The sequence below is a fragment of the Shewanella indica genome, assembly GCF_002836975.1.
Classification (GTDB): Bacteria; Pseudomonadota; Gammaproteobacteria; order Enterobacterales; family Shewanellaceae; genus Shewanella; species Shewanella indica.
This window is the reverse complement of record NZ_NIJK01000046.1, coordinates 20,897-41,422: the sequence shown is the minus strand read 5'-3', so window position 1 is coordinate 41,422 and position 20,526 is coordinate 20,897. Positions and strand designations below refer to the sequence as shown.

Below are 20,526 nucleotides of genomic sequence, written 5' to 3'. Positions count from 1 at the left end.
AACAACAAAGGGGCCAACAAGGCCCCTTTGGAATAAAGCTGCTATCAGACTTCCGGGTATTGCGGCAGTGTGTCTATCTGCGCCACCCCAGAGTCTATGGCTGCTTGTGCCACAGCCTTGGCGACTTTAGGCAGCAACCTTGGGTCCATCGGCTTGGGCAACACATACTGAGGGCCAAAGCTCAACTCGTTGACATTGGGATAAGCCACCAACACAGATTCAGGCACTGGCTCCTTGGCCAGTTCGGCAATGGCGTAAACCGCGGCTATCTTCATCTCATCATTGATGCGGCTGGCACGCACATCCAGGGCGCCACGGAAGATGAATGGGAAACAAAGCACATTGTTGACCTGGTTGGGATAGTCGCTGCGACCGGTTCCCATGATCAGATCCTTACGTATCTCATGGGCCAGCTCAGGCTTGATCTCGGGATCCGGGTTGGAGCAGGCGAAGATCACCGGCTTCTCGGCCATCATGGCCACTTCCTCAGCGCCGAGAACATCTGGGCCAGACAGCCCCAGGAACACATCAGCCCCCTTGATCACATCCTGCAAGGTGCGCTTGTCTGTGTTGTTGGCAAACAGCGCCTTGTACTCGTTGAGATCTTCGCGGCGAGTATGAATCACGCCCTTTCTATCCAGCATGTAGACATTTTCACGCTGGGCACCACACTTGACCAACATGCTCATACAGGCGATAGCCGCTGCGCCTGCGCCCATACAGACAAACACTGCTTCTTCAAGCTTCTTGCCCTGGATCTCGAGGGCGTTGATCATCCCGGCAGCGGTGACAATTGCCGTACCGTGCTGATCATCATGAAACACAGGAACCTGACAGCGCTCGATCAGTTCACGCTCAATTTCAAAGCACTCTGGCGCCTTGATATCTTCCAGGTTGATACCGCCAAAGGAGTCGGCAATCGCTTCGACCGTATGAATAAACTCTTCAGCTGTGCGGTGTTTTACTTCGATATCTGTGGCGTCGATATTGGCAAAGTGCTTGAATAGCAAAGCCTTTCCTTCCATTACCGGCTTGGATGGCAAGGGGCCGAGGTTACCCAGCCCCAAAATGGCGGTGCCGTTGGAGATTACAGCAACCGTGTTGCCCTTGTTGGTGTATCTGTACGCATTGGCAGGATTGGAAGCGATTTCACGTACCGGTTCTGCCACCCCAGGGCTATAGGCCAAAGCCAAATCCATACTGGTCTCGGCGGGCTTGGTCAGCATCACTGCGGTTTTGCCTGGAACGGGGAACTCATGGTAATCGAGCGCTTTTTGACGGAAATCTGTCATTTTAAAATCCTGAAATGCGGAATGATATTAAGTAAAAACCGTACAAACACAGGTCTGGATCACTGCAAAATTCCTTTCACAGTGACTCAAATCACAAGGCGCTAAAGATACGCGAAAAGGCGCGATTTTAAAACAGTGGATGGCAAATTTTCCACTTAAGTCAGGTATTTTGCTTCTAAGGGGGATTTTCGAAACTTATCTGTGAAGGATGGCTGACGATAATCTGCCACTTTTTGTAGGAAAAATACAACTTACCCCGCACCACAACGGCTCTTTTGAGCGAGTTCAGCGCTAAAACCTTGCTAAAATTACCAGATCCGGCCTGAGGTATGCCAACATAGAAGTTATCGTCCAGAATAAGCCACAAATACTGTCCCTTTCTTTCAAAATCTGTCACCACACCTCTGACCAGCCGGTACTGATTTAAATCCTGCTGACCGATAGCCGAAGTCGCCTTGGGCGCATAGTCTTCAAACTGCCACAAGCCTGCATTCTGAGTGCGCGCTTGCTGCTCCAACTCGGCAAAGCATTCCCAAAATGGATGTTCCTGGTAGACCCTGGCCATCGCAAAACCCTGTTGCAGTAGTTCCTGCTGCAACAATAATCCATTCGGAGTAAAAACATAGGCCAAGGTGCGACCATAGGGATCCAACTTGGTTGGGCCAAACATCAGCGCCAGCTCATCACCCACTTTGAGCTTAGAGGCGACAAAGGCCCTGGCCTCCATGCTGTAGGGTTGAGAGAGCCCCGGATACTGATGGTCTATCTCAGGAGCATTAACACCTATCAAGCGTATCAGGCGGCCATCTTTGAGTGTGAGGGTATCGCCATCATTGATATAAGCGAGTGTGACCTTTTCGCTGGCTGTATAGGGAATACACAAGTTGTCGGCTATACTGGCCTGCGCCGATCCCAAAGACAGTAAACTGCCCAGCAGCAACAGGCAATTCATCAAGTAACGACCGAGCCAAAAGCGAGTGCCCAAGCCTGAGTTAGTATGGTTCCATTGAGATATCATAGCGCCTCCCTTGGCAGTGTTTCTTCTTGGCCGCCCCGACTCACAGTGTAAAATCTTTTTTAACTGTTAACTATGTATCCTAGCCTCGGCTCAAGGTGATATCCGAAACATAACCATGAACGCAGTTTTGTAAGGCGTTACTTAGCATGCCTGCCGCTTCATCGGCAGTCATAAAGCTCGACGTATCCACCAACTTACCGCTGCTGGGCCAAAAACCGGTTGCCATTCCGCCGGGGTAGACGGCTATCAGCTTTATCTTGCTGCCCTTGAGCTCCAAGCGCAGGGACTCCAGCATGCCTCTGACGGCCCATTTTACCGCGCAGTAACTGCTCTCTCCTGCCTTGGGTTGCAGCGCCGCGGTAGACATGACAATCACCAGTGTCATGCTCTCTTGCCGCCAACGAGCCAGCATGGCTCTGAGCAACAGCAGAGTGGACAGCAGATTATTGTCGATAAGAGCCTTGATATCAGTCGGAGACTGAGTTTCCAGGTTACCAAAGCAGCCGCTGCCGGCGCAGTGCAGCAGCATTTCAGGGGCCTCGCCTAAGCTATCGAGCAGAGCCTCAATCGCGCTTGGATTGGTTAAATCTGTTGTTTGGTAACTGACACCGGGCAACTCTGCCGCCAACTGTTGCAACCTCTGTTCACTGCGGCCGGTTAACAGCAAGGACTCACCTTCAGCATGATAGCGTCTCGCCAGCGCAGCCCCCAAACCACTGCTGGCCCCTGTGATCAATTTCATTTGTTTTATTCTCCAACTTCAGATGGGGATTGCGGCAGAGGCCGATAGGTTTGGCTTTGCCAGTCAAATTGATAGGTCTTGCCTTGCCATTGATACAAGGTGCGATTAGCTTCTTGTATCACCCTGGCATTGGCCGGTAGGCTGGCGCGACTCTCTGTATCTGCCAAGGTTTCGAAGTGAGTCGTTACTCGCTGCGGTGGCGCAACCACCACTGGCTCCGGCTTGGGTTGCCTGCGATATACATAGGGACGTTGCCAGCGATCTCTGTACCAAGGATCATCCCACTGCCAGCGATTCCATGGGTCATAACGCCAGGGCGATAGCCAGGGATTGTTAACGCCCCAATACAGGCCCCAGTGACTCCGGGAGCCATGGTTATGGTAGCGGTTATAATCTTCTCTATGAATATCACTCTGATAGTGGCGCTCAGTATGGGAGTTATCCCAGGCAGCAGCCACCTGTGGCAAACTTATCAGTATCAGACTCAGGAAAATAGCTCGTTTCATATAACCTCCAGGCTTCAAGGCCCGCAGCTTTCATGCTACTACGGCTGACTCTCGGATTCATCACAGAATCGCAGGCGAAATAAAGATGACTCAGCGTACATTCAGCCAACGGTTACCTGGTCATCTCTGGCCGCGGCTGCAATCTCTGGCAAGATCCGACTTCGACAGGCCCCGGCATGCTTGCTGCCAGAGGCCTTAAACGCCGATTAATGTGCAAGCCAGAGTGCCACGAGGAGTTATTTGCACTTTCCTTAGCAGTTAACCGTTGCGCGGATTAATGCTATAGTGCGCGCCATTAATGCATTCGGCAGCGAGGCTATTTCCACATGAGTTTTAAGGATTTACGCAGTTTTATCGATCACCTTGAGAGTCAGGGTGAGCTCAAGCGTATCAGCTATCCGGTTGATCCTTATCTTGAAATGACCGAAATAGCCGATCGGGTACTGCGCGCCGGTGGCCCGGCTCTGTTGTTTGAAAACCCCAAGGGCAAACAGATGCCCGTGCTGGTGAACCTCTTCGGTACTCCGAAGCGGGTCGCCATGGCCCTGGGCAAGGATGATCCCATGGCGCTGCGGGACGTGGGCGAACTGCTGGCGTTTCTCAAGGAGCCCGAGCCCCCCAGGGGCTTCAAGGATGCCATAGCCAAGATCCCCATGTTCAAACAAGCGCTGAACATGCCACCCAAGACAGTGCGTAACGCCCCTTGCCAAGAGGTGGTGTTGCAAGGCGATCAGGTTGACCTGACCGCCCTGCCCATTCAGCACTGCTGGCCCGGCGATGTTGCACCGCTGGTGACCTGGGGTTTGACCATCACCAAAGGGCCGAGACAGAAACGCCAGAATCTGGGGATCTACCGCCAGCAACTGCTGGGCAAGAACAAGCTGATCATGCGCTGGTTGTCACACAGAGGCGGCGCGTTGGATTTTGCCGACTTTAAACAGCAACATCCAGGTGAAAAATATCCTGTGGTAGTGGCTCTGGGCAGCGATCCTGTCACCATTCTCGGCGCCGTCACGCCAGTGCCCGATGCCATGAGCGAATATGCTTTTGCCGGGCTGCTGCGCGGTGAGCGTACCGAAGTGGTCAAGGCCTTGAGTTGCGATCTGGAAGTACCGGCCACCAGCGAAATCATTCTCGAAGGTTATATCGATCCCGAGGAGATGGCGGTGGAAGGCCCCTACGGTGATCACACAGGTTATTACAATGAAACTGACAGTTTCCCTGTGTTTACCGTAACTCATGTCAGTCACAGAAAAGACGCCATCTACCACAGCACCTACACAGGAAGGCCACCGGATGAACCGGCCATGCTCGGGGTAGCGCTCAATGAAGTCTTTGTTCCTATCCTGCGCAAGCAGTATCCGGAAATCGTCGACTTTTACCTGCCACCGGAGGGTTGTTCCTACCGGATGGCGGTGATCTCCATCCGCAAACAATATCCCGGCCATGCCAAGCGGGTGATGATGGGAGCCTGGTCTTTCCTGCGTCAGTTTATGTATACCAAGTTTATTGTCATAGTCGATGAAGACGTGAATTGCCGCGATTGGCAAGACGTTATCTGGGCCATAACCACTCGGATGGATCCCAGCCGCGACACAGTGATGATAGACAACACCCCCATTGACTATCTGGATTTCGCTTCGCCCGTGGCGGGACTGGGATCCAAGATGGGCCTGGATGCCACCAATAAGTGGGAAGGTGAGACCAACCGCGAATGGGGTACCCCAATAGTGATGGACCAAGAGGTTAAACAGCGGGTGGACGAGATTTGGGAACAGTTGGGCATAGAAGACCAAGCGACCCTATAATTCGCAATAACTGCGTTAGCCATTATGAAAATAAGCCTTCAACAGAGAGGTAAAAAGGAAGTTCAATGAATAGCATCCGCTGTAAGATAGAGAAAGTTGCCCCATTTAATGACGCTGTGTACCAGGTATTGCTGCGCCCCGAAAAACCGCTGGAATTCAAGGCTGGTCAGTACCTGTGCGTGGTAATGGGTGAGAAAGACAAGCGTCCCTTCTCCATAGCTTCGGCCCCCGGCAGCGAACTCATAGAACTTCACATAGGCGCAGCCGTCAGCGAGAGCTATCCCATGCAGGTGGTCGAGCGACTGAGAAACAACAGTCATATCGATATCGAAGCCCCGGGCGGTGAAGCTTTCCTCAGACACCAGAGTGTCAGACCCAGACTACTGGTTGCAGGTGGTACTGGCTTCTCCTATATCAAGAGCCTGGTAGAGCAGCAAATCGCCCTGGGGCAAAAAGTTGAAACCCTGCTCTATTGGGGCTGCCGCAACCCTGAAGCCATGTACTACGAAGCCATCGCCAGAGAGTGGCATCAAGCGCACCCCTGGCTGCATTTCGTGCCTGTAGTCGAACAGGCCGAGGCCGACTGGGCTGGGAAACAAGCTAATCTACTGGCGCAGATACGCTCGGACTTTGTCAGCCTGGTAGGCTATGACATCTATATCGCCGGTCGTTTCGACATGGTCGGCGCTGCGCGGGAACTGTTTCGCGAGATGGGACTGGATGAAGCCCACCTCTACGGCGATGCCTTCGCCTTTATCAAATAACCGCCTTCATCTTTATCCAATAGTGGTCGCTGCATGCGGCCGCTATTTTTGCCACCATTAATGTGTGTCAGCTCTCATCCACCGGGGTGCACAGTCCAAGCGCTCTGACATAGAATAAACAGATACACAGCAACCCCGGACACAATGGAGTTCCCATGAGTCATCCTCAAGTCACATCACTGAAACTGAAACGTAAATCCAAACTGCTCGAGATAGGCTTCGATGATGGCAGTCAGTATCAGCTGAGCTGCGAATTTCTGCGGGTTCACTCTCCGTCGGCCGAAGTACACGGCCATGGCAACCCCAAGCTGGTGACTCACAAGAAAGAGGTCAATATCAGCGCCATCGAGCCGGTTGGCAATTATGCAGTGAAGCTGATTTTTGACGACGGCCATGATACCGGCCTCTATTCCTGGCAGATGCTGCACCAGCTCTGCACCCAACAAACTGAACTCTGGGAACAGTATCTGGCTAGGCTGCGCGCCGAAAAGGGCAGCCGCGAAGCCCTGATCAGCATGAATATCAAATATAACTGAGGAAGGTACAAACAGGTTCCACGAGCGCCTATTCTAACCTTTGCTAGCGGATCAGCGAGCCCAAAGGCAGCCCGCTGAGTGCCCTGGCATCCTGCTTGGAAAACCAGGTATCGGGCAACGTCACCTGCTGCCACAACTCCCGGCACAGTGATTGGCTATCCTGCCAGTTGCCGGCCAACAGCCAAGGCACCAGCAGATCGCCCACATCCGGGTAGTTAATCGGCTCAGGGCTACCCCGTTTGAGCCAACGTTTCACCGTTTGCGGCTCCAGCGTCATCATACTGTCGGCCGCTGCCAGCAACTCGAGGGCGGCCACATTAGACAGCTGTTCAAACTGCCCAAGCAAGGGCTTAACCAGAAGTTTTTTGCCCAGAGTCAGGGCTTCACTGGCCAGTTCAAATCCGGCATTGGCTATCACCCCACCGCAGCTGGCGAGATCGGCCTTGAAGCCTTCACGATCAAATCCATGCCACAGAATATGCTCAGGTAAAGCAACTGGCGCAGCCTGGCTGTGATACACCATAAAACGGTAGTCATGGAAAGGGAGCAACAATTCGGTGATAGCTTGTGAGCTCTCAAACGGCAGATATACCAAAATATCGTGCGAATGTTCCACGGCGCCACGACTGACATCGACAAAGGGCGGCAATATCGGGTAACCAAAATGATGCCAGTGACACCCCAATGCCTGATCCACCGGGGCAAAGTTCTCCAGCAACCAGTTATTGAACCAGGAGTTCCCCACCTTGGGCACCGGATATCTGAGGGAAGCTTGATGGCTGATGCTTATACTGGGCACTCCCTGACGCCTGGCAGCCCAGGCCGAAACCGGCTCGAAGTCATTGAGCAAGAGATCATAGCCACTGAGATCCAACTCACGAATGTCCCGCCAAAGCTCAATGGCAGAATTGTGCAGCACTGTCTTGGGGATGCTGACCTGCCCCTTTTGAGTAATAAAAGTCAACCCGGCACAAACCTGGTAATCGCCGAAGGCCTGCATATCAAAAAACTGCTGCGGCTGGCGACCGCTGAATAAATAGTCAACTTGAATATCGTGCTTTGCCAAGGCCTTGGCTACAACTCTAGCGCGACTCAAATGGCCATTCCCTGTGCCCTGAACACCGTAAAGTATTCGCATTGATTATCCTTATATCCAAACTGCAGCTATGAGAGTGGCACTGCTGCCCAAAAGAGCCCCCGCCAGGATGTCGAGAGGGTAGTGAACACCGAGAAACACTCTGGAAACTCCAACCAGGCCCGCCCAGATGAATACCGGCAGTGCCATTTGAGGATAAATTTGCCATACCGCACTGGCGAACACGAAAGCCCCCGCCGTATGGCCGGACGGCAGACTGAATTTATCAGAGGGCTCAAAGCTGGCCCTGAAGCCCACCAGAACCTGATGGCATGGACGTTTACGACGAATGGCATTTTTCAGCAGCAGATACAAAGGCAGTTCCACAGCGTACGCCAACAGCAACAAGGCGAAGAAACGTGACCCATCCTGCTCCAGCAACATGAGCAGCGCCAGACACAGGTAAAGCGGGCCATTACCTGATGCAGAAAACTTGAGAGCACAGGTTTCCAGATCATGTTTGCGGCCAAATTGTGTCAGCGCACGAAATGTTCGAAGATCGAGTTCAGCAAGGTAGGCAAACATGGCTGAGGCTCCTTCTGTGGACAGTAGGGAGCCAGGTCAAGGACTCCAATCTGTGTAGCAGTAAAGAGCCTAGTCAAGGGGTGTGACGGGCAGGTGACACCTGCCCTAAGCTTTTATGACATCAGGCTGTGATTGCCGCCCGGCCACGATAAATTTTGATCAAATGATAGACGTTAATACAAGCCACAAAAGCGTTCATACCTGCTACCGGCCAGGCAGAAATCGCCGCACCGTAAATCACGAATAGGGTGCAACCGCTAAAGTTGATCCAACGCAGCCAGATAATGTCCTTCATCATCAGAGAAATGGCCACCATAATGGAGGCAAAATAGCCAATGATTTCAATTGTGTTAAGAGCTTCCATAAGGCACCTCGTTCAGGCTCTCTGCCGTCCATAAGCCTGACGGGGGATCCGTGCCCCTAAAGCAGGTTAAAGTTAAGTAAGTTTGGATGGTGCTTATATTAACAAAAGCCACAGCATAGTTGTAATAAAAATACGTTATTTAATGACTCACATCAAAAAATGGCGCAGATTTATACACTAGCTGCGAAATATTACCACACAAATGTTAATAAAAGGAAAATCCAGCAATACCGTGATTGATAACACTTTTCTTTTCAAGAATCCCTTATATACTGGCACTTAGTGCGTTATCCCGCGGTCTTGTCAGACCTTGCGGTTCAACAGGAGTGTAAATATGGAATACAACACCTCAGAACTTTGTGACATGTACCTGGATGTTGTCGATGTCGTCGAGCCTATGTTCAGCAACTACGGCGGTTGTAGTTCATTTGGCGGCTCCATTAGCACCATCAAGTGTTTCGAAGACAACGGCCTCATTCTCGATGTATTGCAGGACGATGGCGAAGGAAAGGTTCTGCTGGTAGACGGCGGGGGTTCTCTGCGCCGGGCGCTGATCGATGCCTCGATTGCCGAGGTTGCGGTCAATAACAACTGGGAAGGCATTATCGTTTACGGTAGCGTGCGCGATGTCGATGCCCTCGAAGAACTGGATATAGGTATCCAGGCTCTGGCCTCCATTCCTGTTGGTGCCGACGGCAACGCCATTGGTGAAGTGGACATTCCGGTGAACTTCGGTGGTGTTACCTTCCTGCCGGGCGATCATATCTATGCCGATAACACAGGGGTAATTCTGTCTCCTGAACCCTTGGATATCGACTGATATTCACTGTTGAACCAAAGCCGGCTTCTGCCGGCTTTTTTGTTGCCTTTTGCTCAACGTAGGCCAAAATAGAGGCTGTTATTGCCCCGTCAGAGAAAGGGAAACTCTATGGAACTGCCGCTCTCCCCCATCACGCAAACCAAGTTAGCTCAATCTTTCAGCCCCAGAGAAGGTGAAACCCGTCTGGGTCAGAAAGTGCGCCTGCTGCCAAGCGCGGCGAGCTATATGGATGCGCTGACTCAGGCCAAAGCCGCAGGCGCCCGTTTTGCCATCATAGGTATCAAGGAAGATCTTGGGCCCAGAGCTAATCTGGGACAAGGCGGCGCCAACCAGGCCTTTGACGCCATGTTGCCGGCGCTGCTTAACCTGCAGTCCAACCGCTTTTTAAGTGGTGAAGAATGCCTGCTGCTGGGGGAGATCACCCCGGTTGCCAATGCTGCCCATGATTGTCAGCAACTCAGACAAGAGGTGGAGTCGCTGGATCAGCAGGTTATAGAGGCCCTAACCCCGGTTTTTGCCGCCGGACTTGAGCCTATCGTCATCGGCGGTGGCCACAACAACGCTTTTGGCTTACTCAGCGCCGCCCGGGCGGCATTATCCAAGCCGCTGGCAGCGGTCAACCTGGATCCTCATTCAGACTTCAGGTTGCGGGAAGGCCGCCACAGTGGCAATGGTTTCAGTTATGCGGCGGCCAACGGCGCCCTGGGGCATTATCATGTGCTCGGGCTGCATGAACTGAAAAACAGTGAAGCCAATCTGGAACAACTTACGGCATTTGGTGGCAGCTGGCACAGCCTGCAACAGATTTGGGTACGTCGCGAGCTGAGCTTGGAGAAGGCTCTGAGCGATATTGCCCGCCAGCTGCGTCATACGGGGCTGCCGGTAGCCATAGAGCTGGATCTGGATGCCATAACCCAGATGCCCTCCAGTGCCTCAACCGTTGCCGGTATTCCTTTGTTGGATGCGGCGCATTATGTCAGCCATATGGCGCGCCACACCCAAAGTGTTTATCTGCATCTGGCAGAAGGTGCCCCGGCATGCCACGATGCAGGCCTGGCCGCAGGCTATAAGGCCGTGGGTCAGTGCCTTGCCGAACTAATTTACGCCTACCTGCAGGCCAAACAGGTCTGAATGCAACTCCACTCTTTTTGCTTTAGCGACGCCAAGCTTGCCTATGCCCGAATGGGCAGGAAGACACAGCGAAGTTCAGCCGCCATCGGCAATGCTATGGCGGCTGGGGCTATTCACCCCCGGCAGATATTGTGGTCTAATGCGCAGTCTGGCCACGGGGCCAACAGAGTTTTTTACTGCGGCGATCACAGCTTGGCCGCGCAAAGATTCAGCAAGCCGCACCAATAGCTTACACTCGCTGCAATACAAGTTAGTCATAGGAATACACTGATGTCTGAAGGCTCACCAAAGAGTACACATTTCGGGTATAAAACTGTCGAAGCTGAAAAGAAGGCCGACCTGGTAGCCGGAGTCTTCCATTCCGTTGCCGCTAAATACGACATCATGAACGATGTCGCTTCCTTTGGTATCCATAGATTCTGGAAACGCTTCACCATAGAGTGCGCCGGTGCCCGTCCGGGAATGAAGGTATTGGATCTGGCCGGTGGCACAGGTGATTTGACCGCCAAATTCTCGCACCTGGTGGGTGACAAGGGCCAGGTTATTCTGGCGGATATCAATGATTCCATGCTCAAAGTTGGCCGCAGCAAACTACGCGACAAGGGCATTGTGGGCAACGTCAATTACGTACAGGCCAACGCCGAAGCGCTGCCATTTCCGGACAATCACTTCGATATCATCACCATCGCCTTTGGCCTGCGTAATGTGACCGACAAAGACGCGGCGCTGCGCTCAATGCAACGAGTGCTCAAGCCGGGTGGTAAATTGTTGGTATTGGAGTTCTCCAAGCCACAGCATGAGATCATGCGCAAGGCCTATGATCTGTATTCATTCAAGATCCTGCCCAAGATGGGTCAGTTGGTTGCCAAAGATGCCGACAGCTACGAATATCTGGCCGAGTCCATCCGTATGCACCCGGATCAGGAAACTCTGAAGCAGATGATGCTGGACGCCGGCCTGGAGCAGGTGGATTACATCAATATGACCGACGGCGTAGTGGCTCTGCATCGAGGCTATAAGTTCTGAGATGAATGAGCTGAACCTGACATCCCAGTGGCGGCTGTTGTGCTGCGCCGCTCTGGAGATGGCACTAGAGAAAGTCACCGACCAAGCCGAAGACGAATATGCTCGGCTGAAATCGCTGCACGGTAAAGTCCTGTGTCTGCAGCTCAGTCAACTAAATTGGCCGCTTTATCTGGTGTTTGCCAAGAAAATTCAGGTGCTTTCCAGCTATGAGGGCGAGGTGGCGGTAACCGTCAAGGCCGATGCCACCACTCTCTATCGCCTGGGCGAAGGCGAGAGTCTCACCGAGCTTATCAAGCAAGATAAGCTGGTCATCGAAGGGGAACTCGCTCTGCTGCAAACATTCAGCCATTTTCTGCAACAGGTCAGATTCGACTTTGCCGAGCCTTTGTCCCGTTATCTGGGCGATGCCCCGACGCATATATTATTGAGCGGTCTGGAGCGAGCCAAGGCAGATTTAAGCCGGGTGTTTAACAAGACCCAGTCCCATCTGGCGCAATTAACCACCGAAGAGTACAAATTAGCCCCTCATCGGCTTGAATTTATTCACCATTGCGACAAAATTGACGAGCTTGCGGCCGCCACGGACGCCTTAGAACAACGACTCGCCAATTTGAAGGACAAGAAAAGCCCATGAGTTTCGCCAGTATCAAGAGAGGATATCAGGTTATCAGCATTGCCCTGCATTATGGTTTGGACGAGCTGTTGCCGAAAAAGTTGACCCCTTGGTACTTTAAACTCTGGCGTCGCAGTCTGTTTTGGCTGCGCAACAAACATAAATCCAAGGCCGGTGGTGAACGTCTGAAACTGGCGATGCAAGAATTGGGGCCAGTTTATATCAAGTTCGGCCAGATGCTCTCCACCCGTCGCGATCTGCTCAGTGATGAATGGGCCCATGAATTGGCCATGTTGCAGGACAGAGTCCCGCCATTTGACTCCAAGCTGGCACGAGAAGCTATTGAGGCCGAGCTCAAAGCCCCCATAGAAACCCTGTTTGACGACTTTGACGATACCCCGCTGGCCTCGGCATCAATTTCCCAAGTGCACACGGCAACGCTCAAGTCCAACGGCAAACCTGTGGTCCTCAAGGTATTACGCCCCAATGTAGAGCAAAACATTCTCGCCGACCTACAGCTGATGAGCCAGAGTGCCAAGCTGCTGGAAACCATTCTCGGCCCGGATAACCGCCTGCGCCCGGCCGAAGTGGTGGAAGACTACCGCACTACCATTTTGGGGGAGCTCAACCTTAAACTGGAAGCGCTCAATACAGTCAAGCTGCGCAACAATTTTATCGACTCCAACGCCCTCTATATTCCCTATGTCTATGAAGAGCTTTGCTATCCAAGGATGATGGTGATGGAGCGCATTGAGGGGATCCCTGTATCTGATATAGCCGCGCTCAAGGCCCAGGGCACCAACCTCAAGCTATTGGCCGAGCGTGGGGTGGAACTCTTCTTTACCCAGGTATTTCGCGATAACTTTTTCCACGCCGACATGCACCCGGGCAACATCTTTATTTCCCGTGAGCACCCGGAAGATCCTTTCTATATAGGTCTGGACTGCGGCATTATGGGAACACTTAACGACACGGATAAACGCTATCTGGCAGAAAACTTTCTCGCCTTTTTCAACCGTGATTACCGCCGTATCGCCCAGCTGTATGTGGAATCCGGTTGGGTTTCAGCCGATACCGATATTCAGGCCTTCGAGCAAGCGGTTAAAGTGGTGTGTGAACCCATGTTCAACAAGCCGCTGGATGAGATCTCCTTCGGCCATGTGCTGCTGGAACTGTTTCGCACCGCGCGCCGCTTCCATATAGTGGTACAGCCGCAGTTGGTCTTGCTGGAAAAAACCTTGCTCTATATCGAAGGCTTGGGACGTCAGCTTTATCCTCAACTGGATCTGTGGCAAACGGCCAAGCCTTTTCTTGAGCAGTGGATGGCAGAACAGGTCGGCCCCAAGGCAATGTTCAAAAAAGTGCAAACACAATTGCCCTTCTGGTCTGATAAACTTCCAGAGTTTCCGGAACTGATATATGACAATCTGAAGCTGGGGCGTAATCTCCTTGGAGCTCAGCAGCAGATGTTGGATAAGTATCTTAAACACCAGCAAAAAGCACACAAGAGTAATTATTTGTTAATCACATCCGCAATTTTGTTGATCTGTGGCACGATTTCACTCAGTCAGGACGCTACACTGTGGCCGTCCTATGTCAGTATTGGGGTCGGAGCAATCCTATGGTTTGTTGGATGGCGATCCAGGCCTAAAATTAAGAAATTTTAATTAGTACATTTTAATTAAAGGTTCATAATTGAACCAAGATTATCTAAGAGGAAACCTTCATGGGTGGTATCAGTATTTGGCAACTTCTCATCATCGCGTTAATTGTAGTGCTGCTGTTCGGCACCAAGAAGCTGCGTTCACTGGGCGGCGACCTCGGCGGAGCAGTTAAAGGATTTAAAAATGCCATGTCCAGTGACGAGGACAAGAAGGCCATCGAGGACACTTCTGCACAGAACACTCAGGCAGACCCCAAAGCACAGGCGACTGATAAGAAGCCTGAGTCCAAGGACAAAGAACAGGCGTAATTCCCTATGTTCGATGGTATCGGCTTTATGGAGCTGCTGCTCATCGGGGTATTGGGGCTAGTCGTTCTCGGCCCCGAACGTCTCCCGGTAGCGGTACGTTCAATTACCGGCTGGATCCGTGCCATGAAACGCATGGCTAATTCGGTCAAAGATGAACTTGAGCAAGAGCTCAAGATCGAGCAGTTACATGCAGACCTGAAAAAGGCCGAGAGCAAGGGCCTCAGCAATCTGTCTCCGGAACTGCAGGAATCTATCGATCAACTGAGAGAGGCGGCCCAATCGGTTAACCGCCCCTATCAGGTTGAAGACAGCAAATCTCCAGCCCAGGAATCCCCCAAGGCAGAAGCCGCTGTCGAGGAGAAAACACCTGCCACCGAGACGGCTCCCAAGCCGACAGGTACTGACACTAAATAATGGGTAACGCATGTCGCAACAGCAGCCATTAATCAGCCACTTGCTTGAACTGCGCACTAAACTGCTCAAAGCCATTGCAAGTGTGCTTATCGTGTTTATTGCCCTGGTTTACTGGGCCAATGATATCTATCACTATATGGCGATCCCATTGATGCAGTCATTGCCGGATACCGGCAGTATGATTGCAACGGATGTGGCCGCGCCGTTTTTTGCTCCCTTTAAACTAACACTGGTACTGTCTTTTTTTATTGCAGTGCCCTATGTGCTATTTCAGATCTGGTCCTTTGTCGCGCCCGGACTGTATAAACATGAAAAACGTCTGGTAGTTCCGCTCTTATTCAGCAGTACTCTGCTGTTTTATTTGGGGATCGCCTTTGCCTACTATGTAGTATTCCCGGTCGTATTCGGCTTCTTTACCAGTGTGGCTCCGGAAGGGGTTCAGGTAGCGACCGATATCAGCAGTTATCTGAGCTTTATTCTGAAGCTGTTCTTTGCCTTTGGTTTGGCATTCGAGATCCCGGTCGCCGTGATTTTGTTGTGCTGGGCCGGTGTCACGACTCCGGAAGACCTAAGAGCTAAACGCCCCTATATCGTTGTCGGTGCCTTTGTGGTGGGCATGATGCTAACACCGCCTGATGTCATCTCTCAGACTATGCTGGCCGTGCCAATGCTGTTATTGTTTGAAGGTGGACTCTTGGCTGCCCGTTTTTACAGCAAGGCTTCGGATGAATCAGACGAGGATGAAACCGAAGAAAAACAGGCATAATCAGCAGGCAGCAAGGGCAATAACAAGAATAAAAGAAGGATGATATTCATGCGTTTAACCTGGATTGCTGCCTCTACTGCTGCACTGCTTTGTTTTCAGGCTCAGGCCGGTATCGAGCAGGAATTGGCTCAATGTGCCTCCCTAACTGATAAACTCGACCGGCTCATCTGCTACGATGAGCTGGCTGCCAAAGTCTCTCATGTAAAAGCCAGCCAAGTTAGTGCTGCCGAAGCAACCACTGTGGTTGCCGCTGCGCCTGTGGCCAAGAGTGTTCAGGCCGATCCTGCGGCCGACTTCGGTGCCGATAACCTGGAATCCACTATCCAGACCAGCAAGAAAAATGAAGTTGCGAAGATTTTCCTGACCATCAGCGAGGTCGATAAAGACCCCTATGGTGCCCTCAAAATCAGCTTCAGTAACGGTCAGGTTTGGAAACAAACCGACAGCCGCAATTTCCGCCTGAAATCCGGGCAGAAGGTTTATATCGAAAAAGCCGCCTTAGGCTCATTCCTGTTGGGAACTGAAGGGCGCAACAGCACTATCAGGGTCAAGCGTCTGCAGTGAATCAATACCTGGATATCGCTGTCAATCTAATTGGCAGCCACCTGGAACAAGATCTCAATCGAGTTATCAATGAAGCGGCAGGCGAAGGCGTCTCGCCGCTTATCATTATTGGCAGCCATCTGGATGAAAGCCGAAGCTGCATCCAGGTTTGCCGGCAATATCCCCGAAAAGTCTACACCACAGTAGGTGTCCACCCTCATCATGCCAGCGAGTGGCAGACGAAGAGCGCCGCCGAACTGAAACAACTGGCCAGGCAACCGGGCGTGGTTGCCATAGGGGAATGCGGCCTGGACTACAACAGAGACTTTTCGCCGCGCCAGCAGCAACGCCAGGCCTTTGAGTCCCAGTTGGCTCTGGCGGTAGAACTGCAATACCCGGTACTGATGCATCAACGCGACGCCCATGATGATTTTCTGGCTATTCTGGATGACTATCTGGAAGCCCTTCCGGCAGCGCTACTGCACTGTTTTACCGACGGCCCCAAACAGGCCGAAGACTATATTGCCAGGGATCTGTACCTGGGCGTAACGGGTTGGGTTTGTGACGAACGCCGTGGACAAGATCTGGTCAGCGCTCTGCCATTAATCCCGGACAACAGATTATTACTGGAAACCGACAGTCCCTATCTACTGCCACGCAGCATGCGACCCAAGCCGAAATCGGGCCGCAATGAGCCCAAGTATCTGCCTTACATAGCCCAAGCTGTCGCCGACATCCGAGGTCAGTCGCTGGAGAGTCTTGCGCGCCAGTGCTTTAGCAACAGCTTGCGTTTCTTTAAGCTGGAGAGCATTCATGGCTAATGCCTACTCCATTCTATTGCTCTTCTTGAGTTTACTGTCTCTCACTCTTGCTGCCGAACCCAGAGTCGCGGTTTCCGCAACCGAAGGGCTGGATTTGGATCTGCGCCCCAGCACCCGAGTCACAGAGCAAGGCGCTGATAGTCGCCTCAACCAGGTACAGAATTTACCGGATACCGCCTGGCATCCAGCCAATGACTACAACTTTATCGAGATGGGCGCTGATGGCCTCTGGTTCAACTTCAGCCTTTATGCCAAAGAGCCGGGCCATTTCAACAGAATACTGGCCTTTAATAACCCCAGTACGGACAAGCTGGAGATCTACCACTACGTCGATGGTCGTCTCCAGCGTCAGCTAACATTGGGAGATACCCAGGCCTTTGGCCACAGAAGCATATTGAGTACCAGCTTCCTCTATGCCTTTAACATCAAGCAGCAGGAACAGCACCAATTCTGGCTCAAATTGACCACCGCCGGCAGCAGCTATCTGCCTATTCACCTTTGGGAGCCATACGCGCTGCTACAAAGCCAGGAAACCCGCAATATGCTCAATGGCATACAGTTAGGCGCCCTGGCCGCTATAGGCTTGTTTGCATTGTTTATCGCCCTAACAACCCGCTCCTTCAGTTACAGCTATTATGCCGGTTATGTATTGACCATGACGCTATTGGTTGCCTGCATCAATGGTACGGCCTTTCGCTATCTTTGGCCCAATGTGCCGCAGCTGCAACAATATGTCATCCCTTCGTTGGTCCCTCTGGTGATTGCCTTTGGGATACTCTTTACCGAGAAGGTATTACAGCTCAAATACCACAGTATCCGTATGTTGAGGGCCTGTCGCTATACGGCGGCCAGCACCATACTGCTGATGTTCGCCACTATACTGCTTGATTATGCACTCGCCATCTATATTGAGATAGTCTCAGTCATGTCTGTGAGCCTGATGCTACTGTTTTTCAGCATATTGCAGGCGATACGCGGCAATAAACTCGCCAAACTCTACACAGTATCCTGGAGCGGGATGACGCTGGGGATCTTCGTCTCCTGTTTCATGTATCTGGGTATTTTAAAGCTACCCCTGATGCCTCAAACGCCGGTGCTATTGGGGCTCACCTTCGAAGTCGTATTTATGGCGGCAGTGTTGGCGATACGCTACAACGATGAACGCAAAGCCAAGCAAAGAATTCAACAAGAAGCTCTGAGACAGGCGGAACGGATCCGCGAAGCCAGAGAAGAAACCCTTAGAATGGAAGCCGAAAGTAACGAGAAACTGGAACGTATGGTGCAAGAACGCACTCTGGAGCTCGAAATAGCGCTCAGAGAGCTGAATGAGACCAACCAGAAGCTCACCGAAAAGGCCACTATAGATAGCCTTACCGGGGTCAAAAACCGCTCCACCTTCGACAAGCGTCTGCAGGCCGAAGGGCGCATTAGCCGCCGACAACAGACGCCGCTGGCACTGCTGATGCTGGACATAGACAGATTCAAGACCATTAACGACACCTATGGCCATTTGGCCGGCGATCAAACCCTTAAGAGTATTGCCAATACCCTCAAGAATATCCTCAGGCGCCCAAGTGATCTGGTATCACGTTTTGGTGGTGAGGAGTTTGCTATTATATTGCCTAATACTGATACTATCGGGGCCCTGAGTGTGGCAGAACAGATACGTCACGCCATCTCGGCCTTGGATGTCAACTGGGATAAACAGACAATCCCTCTGACCGCCAGTATCGGCGTCAGTGTCGCCATTATAGAGTCGGATATGCACATCACCCAGTTGCTGGAGCAAGCCGACAAGGCACTGTATTGCGCCAAGAATTCAGGCAGGGATCGGGTCTACGCCTTTGATCCCGAGCAAGATACCCTTTCAGATCCAGCCAGGAGCCCAAAGTGAACATAATTACCAGTGCCTACCCACAGCGTCGTATGCGCCGTATGCGCAAGCATGAGTTCAGCCGCCGCCTGATGGCTGAGAACCAGTTGACGGTCAATGATCTCATCTACCCCATGTTTGTGCTCGAAGGTAACAAGCGTACCGAGTCGGTAGCCTCCATGCCGGGCGTTGAGCGTTACAGCATAGACCTGCTGCTCAAAGAAGCCGAAGAGCTGGTAGAGCTGGGGATCCCTTTGATTGCCCTCTTCCCGGTAACACCGGCGGAGAAAAAGTCTCTGATGGCCGAAGAAGCCTACAATCCTGACGGTTTGGTGCAAAGAGCCGTTCGAGAGCTAAAGGCCGAGTTCCCTCAATTGGGCGTGATGACAGATGTCGCACTGGATCCCTACACCACTCATGGACAAGACGGCATCATAGATGAGACCGGTTACATCATTAATGACATCACCACAGAAATTCTGGTGAAACAGGCACTGTCCCACGCCGCAGCCGGTGCAGATATGGTAGCCCCTTCAGATATGATGGATGGCCGCATAGGTGCCATACGTCAGGCACTCGAAGCCGCAGGCCACGTCAACACTCAGATTATGGCTTATAGCGCCAAGTATTCCTCCAACTACTATGGCCCCTTCCGCGATGCGGTCGGCTCTGCCGGCAACCTCAAAGGCGGTAACAAGCACAGCTATCAAATGGATCCGGCCAACTCGGACGAAGCATTGCATGAAGTCGCCCTGGATATTCAGGAAGGCGCCGATATGGTGATGGTGAAGCCAGGCATGCCTTATCTGGATATAGTGCGCAGAGTCAAAACCGAACTGGGTGTACCGACTTTTGCCTATCAGGTCAGCGGTGAATACGCCATGCATATGGCAGCAATTCAAAACGGCTGGCTGGCAGAAAAAGCCATAGTGATGGAATCTTTGCTGTGCTTCAAACGTGCCGGCGCCGATGGCATTCTCACTTACTTTGCCAAGCAGGCCGCGCAATGGCTGAAAGACGCCAAGTAAATTGAACTCCAAAGCCGCCTTCAAGGCGGCTTTTTTGTATTTGTCTCATTCCCGGCAAGAATCCACTCCCTCGTTGAAAAACCTCTTTGTTCAGATCAAAATTATTTAGTGATCTTGCTAACATACATAGTGTTTGTCTCTTTGCTATATCCCTCACCAATGGTTGAATCAAGGTATGGAGTCACCCCACCCGAGGTAGTATGATGCACCAGAATGTAAAAGCGTTACTCGCCACCACCGCGTTATTCTTCAGTTGCCAGGTTATGGCCAATGGCGGTTGTGGTTTCGAAGACAAACAGGAAGGCTTTATCGCCACCTGCAGCGAGGAGAAACAGGAAGTGATCTTAACGGGCGCAGTCGAAGCACAGAAACTGGTGACAGAATTACCCGAATTCAGCAGTGGCTATCAAAGTTATCAGGTAGAAGCAGAGGTATTGGCTCCAGTAAAAGCGGTCAAGAAAGCCACAGAAATTGTCGTCATCATAGGTACATGGTGCCCGGACTGCCACAGAGAAACACCGCGCTTTATCCGCATCATGGAGCAAGTAGCCAACCCTAATATCCAGGTGCGTTATATCGGGGTTGATCGCCAGAAACAGGATCCGGAAGGCTTGGCTGCTCAATATGACTTCCAGCGGATCCCAACCTTTATTGTACTTCAGGATGGCAAAGAGATTGGCCGTATCGTTGAACGCCCGGAAGTCTCTCTGGAGCAGGATCTGGCCAAGATCCTCGAGTAATCTTTCAAGCCACTATGCCGCGTAACCTAAGGTGCACTCGGACTGTAGCAACAAAAAAAATGAGATAGTAAAAAGGACCTGGTTAAGGT

The 20,526-nt window shown here is 52.0% G+C and carries 24 protein-coding genes; 16 read left to right on the top strand and 8 right to left on the bottom strand.

Going from position 1 to position 20,526, the window contains the following annotated elements:
• Nucleotides 1–44: 44 nt before the first annotated feature.
• From CX650_RS15670 to CX650_RS15655, 4 genes are all read right to left on the bottom strand, one after another.
• A complete protein-coding gene (locus CX650_RS15670) occupies nucleotides 45–1,292 on the bottom strand; it encodes a malic enzyme-like NAD(P)-binding protein (RefSeq protein ID WP_101096357.1) in 1,248 nt (415 codons plus the stop codon).
• 175 nt (nucleotides 1,293–1,467) lie between these two features.
• Complete coding sequence (locus CX650_RS15665) at nucleotides 1,468–2,310, bottom strand: thermonuclease family protein (RefSeq protein ID WP_229800109.1); 843 nt, start codon at nucleotides 2,308–2,310, stop codon at nucleotides 1,468–1,470.
• A gap of 79 nt (nucleotides 2,311–2,389) precedes the next feature.
• Nucleotides 2,390–3,052, bottom strand: coding sequence for an SDR family NAD(P)-dependent oxidoreductase (locus CX650_RS15660; RefSeq protein WP_039034070.1), 663 nt, complete (start codon nucleotides 3,050–3,052; stop codon nucleotides 2,390–2,392).
• Nucleotides 3,053–3,057: 5 nt separating this feature from the next.
• The gene (locus tag CX650_RS15655) at nucleotides 3,058–3,558 is read right to left on the bottom strand and encodes a hypothetical protein (RefSeq protein ID WP_101096356.1); all 501 of its coding nucleotides are present in this window, start codon (nucleotides 3,556–3,558) and stop codon (nucleotides 3,058–3,060) included.
• 326 nt (nucleotides 3,559–3,884) lie between these two features.
• On the opposite strand from CX650_RS15655, the gene ubiD reads away from it, so the two are divergent.
• The 3 genes from ubiD to CX650_RS15640 all read left to right on the top strand — a co-directional run bounded on the left by ubiD (nucleotide 3,885) and on the right by CX650_RS15640 (nucleotide 6,666).
• Nucleotides 3,885–5,366 carry a 4-hydroxy-3-polyprenylbenzoate decarboxylase gene (gene ubiD, locus CX650_RS15650; protein WP_071475666.1) on the top strand — a complete coding sequence of 494 codons (1,482 nt, stop codon included), beginning with the start codon at nucleotides 3,885–3,887 and terminating at the stop codon, nucleotides 5,364–5,366.
• Nucleotides 5,367–5,431: 65 nt separating this feature from the next.
• A complete protein-coding gene (fre, locus tag CX650_RS15645) occupies nucleotides 5,432–6,130 on the top strand; it encodes an NAD(P)H-flavin reductase (protein ID WP_071475667.1) in 699 nt (232 codons plus the stop codon).
• 155 nt (nucleotides 6,131–6,285) lie between these two features.
• Nucleotides 6,286–6,666, top strand: coding sequence for a gamma-butyrobetaine hydroxylase family protein (locus tag CX650_RS15640; RefSeq protein WP_039034067.1), 381 nt, complete (start codon nucleotides 6,286–6,288; stop codon nucleotides 6,664–6,666).
• A gap of 43 nt (nucleotides 6,667–6,709) precedes the next feature.
• On the opposite strand, the gene CX650_RS15635 is transcribed toward CX650_RS15640, so the two are convergent.
• From CX650_RS15635 to CX650_RS15625, 3 genes are all read right to left on the bottom strand, one after another.
• On the bottom strand, nucleotides 6,710–7,804 hold the full coding sequence (locus CX650_RS15635; protein WP_052248053.1) for an MJ1255/VC2487 family glycosyltransferase: 1,095 nt from the start codon (nucleotides 7,802–7,804) through the stop codon (nucleotides 6,710–6,712).
• A gap of 9 nt (nucleotides 7,805–7,813) precedes the next feature.
• Nucleotides 7,814–8,326: a phosphatase PAP2 family protein gene (locus tag CX650_RS15630; RefSeq protein WP_039034066.1), complete on the bottom strand. Its 513-nt coding sequence runs from the start codon at nucleotides 8,324–8,326 to the stop codon at nucleotides 7,814–7,816.
• A gap of 121 nt (nucleotides 8,327–8,447) precedes the next feature.
• Nucleotides 8,448–8,690, bottom strand: coding sequence for a YgjV family protein (locus CX650_RS15625; protein WP_039034065.1), 243 nt, complete (start codon nucleotides 8,688–8,690; stop codon nucleotides 8,448–8,450).
• Between the two features lie 334 nt (nucleotides 8,691–9,024).
• Here CX650_RS15625 and rraA point away from each other — a divergent pair, with 334 nt between their 5' ends.
• Both rraA and CX650_RS15615 read left to right on the top strand, forming a co-directional pair.
• On the top strand, nucleotides 9,025–9,510 hold the full coding sequence (gene rraA / locus CX650_RS15620; RefSeq protein ID WP_025011574.1) for a ribonuclease E activity regulator RraA: 486 nt from the start codon (nucleotides 9,025–9,027) through the stop codon (nucleotides 9,508–9,510).
• A gap of 108 nt (nucleotides 9,511–9,618) precedes the next feature.
• Nucleotides 9,619–10,641 (top strand): formimidoylglutamase, encoded by a 1,023-nt coding sequence (locus tag CX650_RS15615; protein ID WP_101096355.1) that lies wholly within the window; start codon nucleotides 9,619–9,621, stop codon nucleotides 10,639–10,641.
• Nucleotides 10,642–10,716: 75 nt separating this feature from the next.
• On the opposite strand, the gene CX650_RS20090 is transcribed toward CX650_RS15615, so the two are convergent.
• Nucleotides 10,717–10,899 carry a hypothetical protein gene (locus CX650_RS20090; RefSeq protein WP_157823052.1) on the bottom strand — a complete coding sequence of 61 codons (183 nt, stop codon included), beginning with the start codon at nucleotides 10,897–10,899 and terminating at the stop codon, nucleotides 10,717–10,719.
• 12 nt (nucleotides 10,900–10,911) lie between these two features.
• Between CX650_RS20090 and ubiE the strand changes: the two genes are divergently transcribed.
• From ubiE to CX650_RS15555, 11 genes are all read left to right on the top strand, one after another.
• Nucleotides 10,912–11,667: a bifunctional demethylmenaquinone methyltransferase/2-methoxy-6-polyprenyl-1,4-benzoquinol methylase UbiE gene (gene ubiE, locus CX650_RS15605; protein WP_039034062.1), complete on the top strand. Its 756-nt coding sequence runs from the start codon at nucleotides 10,912–10,914 to the stop codon at nucleotides 11,665–11,667.
• Between the two features lies 1 nt (nucleotide 11,668).
• A complete protein-coding gene (locus CX650_RS15600) occupies nucleotides 11,669–12,301 on the top strand; it encodes a ubiquinone biosynthesis accessory factor UbiJ (RefSeq protein WP_101096353.1) in 633 nt (210 codons plus the stop codon).
• Nucleotides 12,298–13,947: a ubiquinone biosynthesis regulatory protein kinase UbiB gene (gene ubiB, locus CX650_RS15595; RefSeq protein ID WP_101096352.1), complete on the top strand. Its 1,650-nt coding sequence runs from the start codon at nucleotides 12,298–12,300 to the stop codon at nucleotides 13,945–13,947. The genes CX650_RS15600 and ubiB overlap by 4 nt, the downstream gene beginning before the upstream one ends.
• 59 nt (nucleotides 13,948–14,006) lie before the next feature.
• Nucleotides 14,007–14,252, top strand: coding sequence for a Sec-independent protein translocase subunit TatA (gene tatA, locus CX650_RS15590; RefSeq protein WP_039034059.1), 246 nt, complete (start codon nucleotides 14,007–14,009; stop codon nucleotides 14,250–14,252).
• A 6-nt stretch (nucleotides 14,253–14,258) separates the two neighbouring features.
• A complete protein-coding gene (gene tatB / locus CX650_RS15585; RefSeq protein ID WP_071475672.1) occupies nucleotides 14,259–14,666 on the top strand; it encodes a Sec-independent protein translocase protein TatB in 408 nt (135 codons plus the stop codon).
• 10 nt (nucleotides 14,667–14,676) lie between these two features.
• Nucleotides 14,677–15,432 (top strand): twin-arginine translocase subunit TatC, encoded by a 756-nt coding sequence (gene tatC, locus CX650_RS15580; RefSeq protein WP_039034057.1) that lies wholly within the window; start codon nucleotides 14,677–14,679, stop codon nucleotides 15,430–15,432.
• 48 nt (nucleotides 15,433–15,480) lie between these two features.
• A complete protein-coding gene (locus CX650_RS15575) occupies nucleotides 15,481–15,996 on the top strand; it encodes a hypothetical protein (protein ID WP_039034056.1) in 516 nt (171 codons plus the stop codon).
• On the top strand, nucleotides 15,993–16,796 hold the full coding sequence (locus CX650_RS15570; RefSeq protein WP_101096351.1) for a TatD family hydrolase: 804 nt from the start codon (nucleotides 15,993–15,995) through the stop codon (nucleotides 16,794–16,796). The genes CX650_RS15575 and CX650_RS15570 overlap by 4 nt, the downstream gene beginning before the upstream one ends.
• A complete protein-coding gene (locus CX650_RS15565; protein ID WP_101096350.1) occupies nucleotides 16,789–18,690 on the top strand; it encodes a sensor domain-containing diguanylate cyclase in 1,902 nt (633 codons plus the stop codon). Before CX650_RS15570 ends, CX650_RS15565 begins: the two co-directional genes overlap by 8 nt.
• Entirely contained in the window at nucleotides 18,687–19,697 is a 1,011-nt protein-coding gene (gene hemB / locus CX650_RS15560) for a porphobilinogen synthase (RefSeq protein ID WP_101054656.1), read from the top strand. The genes CX650_RS15565 and hemB overlap by 4 nt, the downstream gene beginning before the upstream one ends.
• 203 nt (nucleotides 19,698–19,900) lie before the next feature.
• Nucleotides 19,901–20,437 (top strand): DUF6568 family protein, encoded by a 537-nt coding sequence (locus CX650_RS15555; protein WP_071475694.1) that lies wholly within the window; start codon nucleotides 19,901–19,903, stop codon nucleotides 20,435–20,437.
• Nucleotides 20,438–20,526 lie beyond the last annotated feature (89 nt).

What these genes read in the sequence shown, in the direction of transcription:
- CX650_RS15670 (WP_101096357.1), bottom strand. Translation starts at nt 1,292, where the DNA reads ATGACAGATTTCCGTCAAAAAGCGCTCGATTACCATGAGTTCCCCGTT.
- CX650_RS15665 (WP_229800109.1), bottom strand. Translation starts at nt 2,310, where the DNA reads ATGATATCTCAATGGAACCATACTAACTCAGGCTTGGGCACTCGCTTT.
- CX650_RS15660 (WP_039034070.1), bottom strand. Translation starts at nt 3,052, where the DNA reads ATGAAATTGATCACAGGGGCCAGCAGTGGTTTGGGGGCTGCGCTGGCG.
- CX650_RS15655 (WP_101096356.1), bottom strand. Translation starts at nt 3,558, where the DNA reads ATGAAACGAGCTATTTTCCTGAGTCTGATACTGATAAGTTTGCCACAG.
- ubiD (WP_071475666.1), top strand. Translation starts at nt 3,885, where the DNA reads ATGAGTTTTAAGGATTTACGCAGTTTTATCGATCACCTTGAGAGTCAG.
- fre (WP_071475667.1), top strand. Translation starts at nt 5,432, where the DNA reads ATGAATAGCATCCGCTGTAAGATAGAGAAAGTTGCCCCATTTAATGAC.
- CX650_RS15640 (WP_039034067.1), top strand. Translation starts at nt 6,286, where the DNA reads ATGAGTCATCCTCAAGTCACATCACTGAAACTGAAACGTAAATCCAAA.
- CX650_RS15635 (WP_052248053.1), bottom strand. Translation starts at nt 7,804, where the DNA reads ATGCGAATACTTTACGGTGTTCAGGGCACAGGGAATGGCCATTTGAGT.
- CX650_RS15630 (WP_039034066.1), bottom strand. Translation starts at nt 8,326, where the DNA reads ATGTTTGCCTACCTTGCTGAACTCGATCTTCGAACATTTCGTGCGCTG.
- CX650_RS15625 (WP_039034065.1), bottom strand. Translation starts at nt 8,690, where the DNA reads ATGGAAGCTCTTAACACAATTGAAATCATTGGCTATTTTGCCTCCATT.
- rraA (WP_025011574.1), top strand. Translation starts at nt 9,025, where the DNA reads ATGGAATACAACACCTCAGAACTTTGTGACATGTACCTGGATGTTGTC.
- CX650_RS15615 (WP_101096355.1), top strand. Translation starts at nt 9,619, where the DNA reads ATGGAACTGCCGCTCTCCCCCATCACGCAAACCAAGTTAGCTCAATCT.
- CX650_RS20090 (WP_157823052.1), bottom strand. Translation starts at nt 10,899, where the DNA reads ATGACTAACTTGTATTGCAGCGAGTGTAAGCTATTGGTGCGGCTTGCT.
- ubiE (WP_039034062.1), top strand. Translation starts at nt 10,912, where the DNA reads ATGTCTGAAGGCTCACCAAAGAGTACACATTTCGGGTATAAAACTGTC.
- CX650_RS15600 (WP_101096353.1), top strand. Translation starts at nt 11,669, where the DNA reads ATGAATGAGCTGAACCTGACATCCCAGTGGCGGCTGTTGTGCTGCGCC.
- ubiB (WP_101096352.1), top strand. Translation starts at nt 12,298, where the DNA reads ATGAGTTTCGCCAGTATCAAGAGAGGATATCAGGTTATCAGCATTGCC.
- tatA (WP_039034059.1), top strand. Translation starts at nt 14,007, where the DNA reads ATGGGTGGTATCAGTATTTGGCAACTTCTCATCATCGCGTTAATTGTA.
- tatB (WP_071475672.1), top strand. Translation starts at nt 14,259, where the DNA reads ATGTTCGATGGTATCGGCTTTATGGAGCTGCTGCTCATCGGGGTATTG.
- tatC (WP_039034057.1), top strand. Translation starts at nt 14,677, where the DNA reads ATGTCGCAACAGCAGCCATTAATCAGCCACTTGCTTGAACTGCGCACT.
- CX650_RS15575 (WP_039034056.1), top strand. Translation starts at nt 15,481, where the DNA reads ATGCGTTTAACCTGGATTGCTGCCTCTACTGCTGCACTGCTTTGTTTT.
- CX650_RS15565 (WP_101096350.1), top strand. Translation starts at nt 16,789, where the DNA reads ATGGCTAATGCCTACTCCATTCTATTGCTCTTCTTGAGTTTACTGTCT.
- CX650_RS15555 (WP_071475694.1), top strand. Translation starts at nt 19,901, where the DNA reads ATGCACCAGAATGTAAAAGCGTTACTCGCCACCACCGCGTTATTCTTC.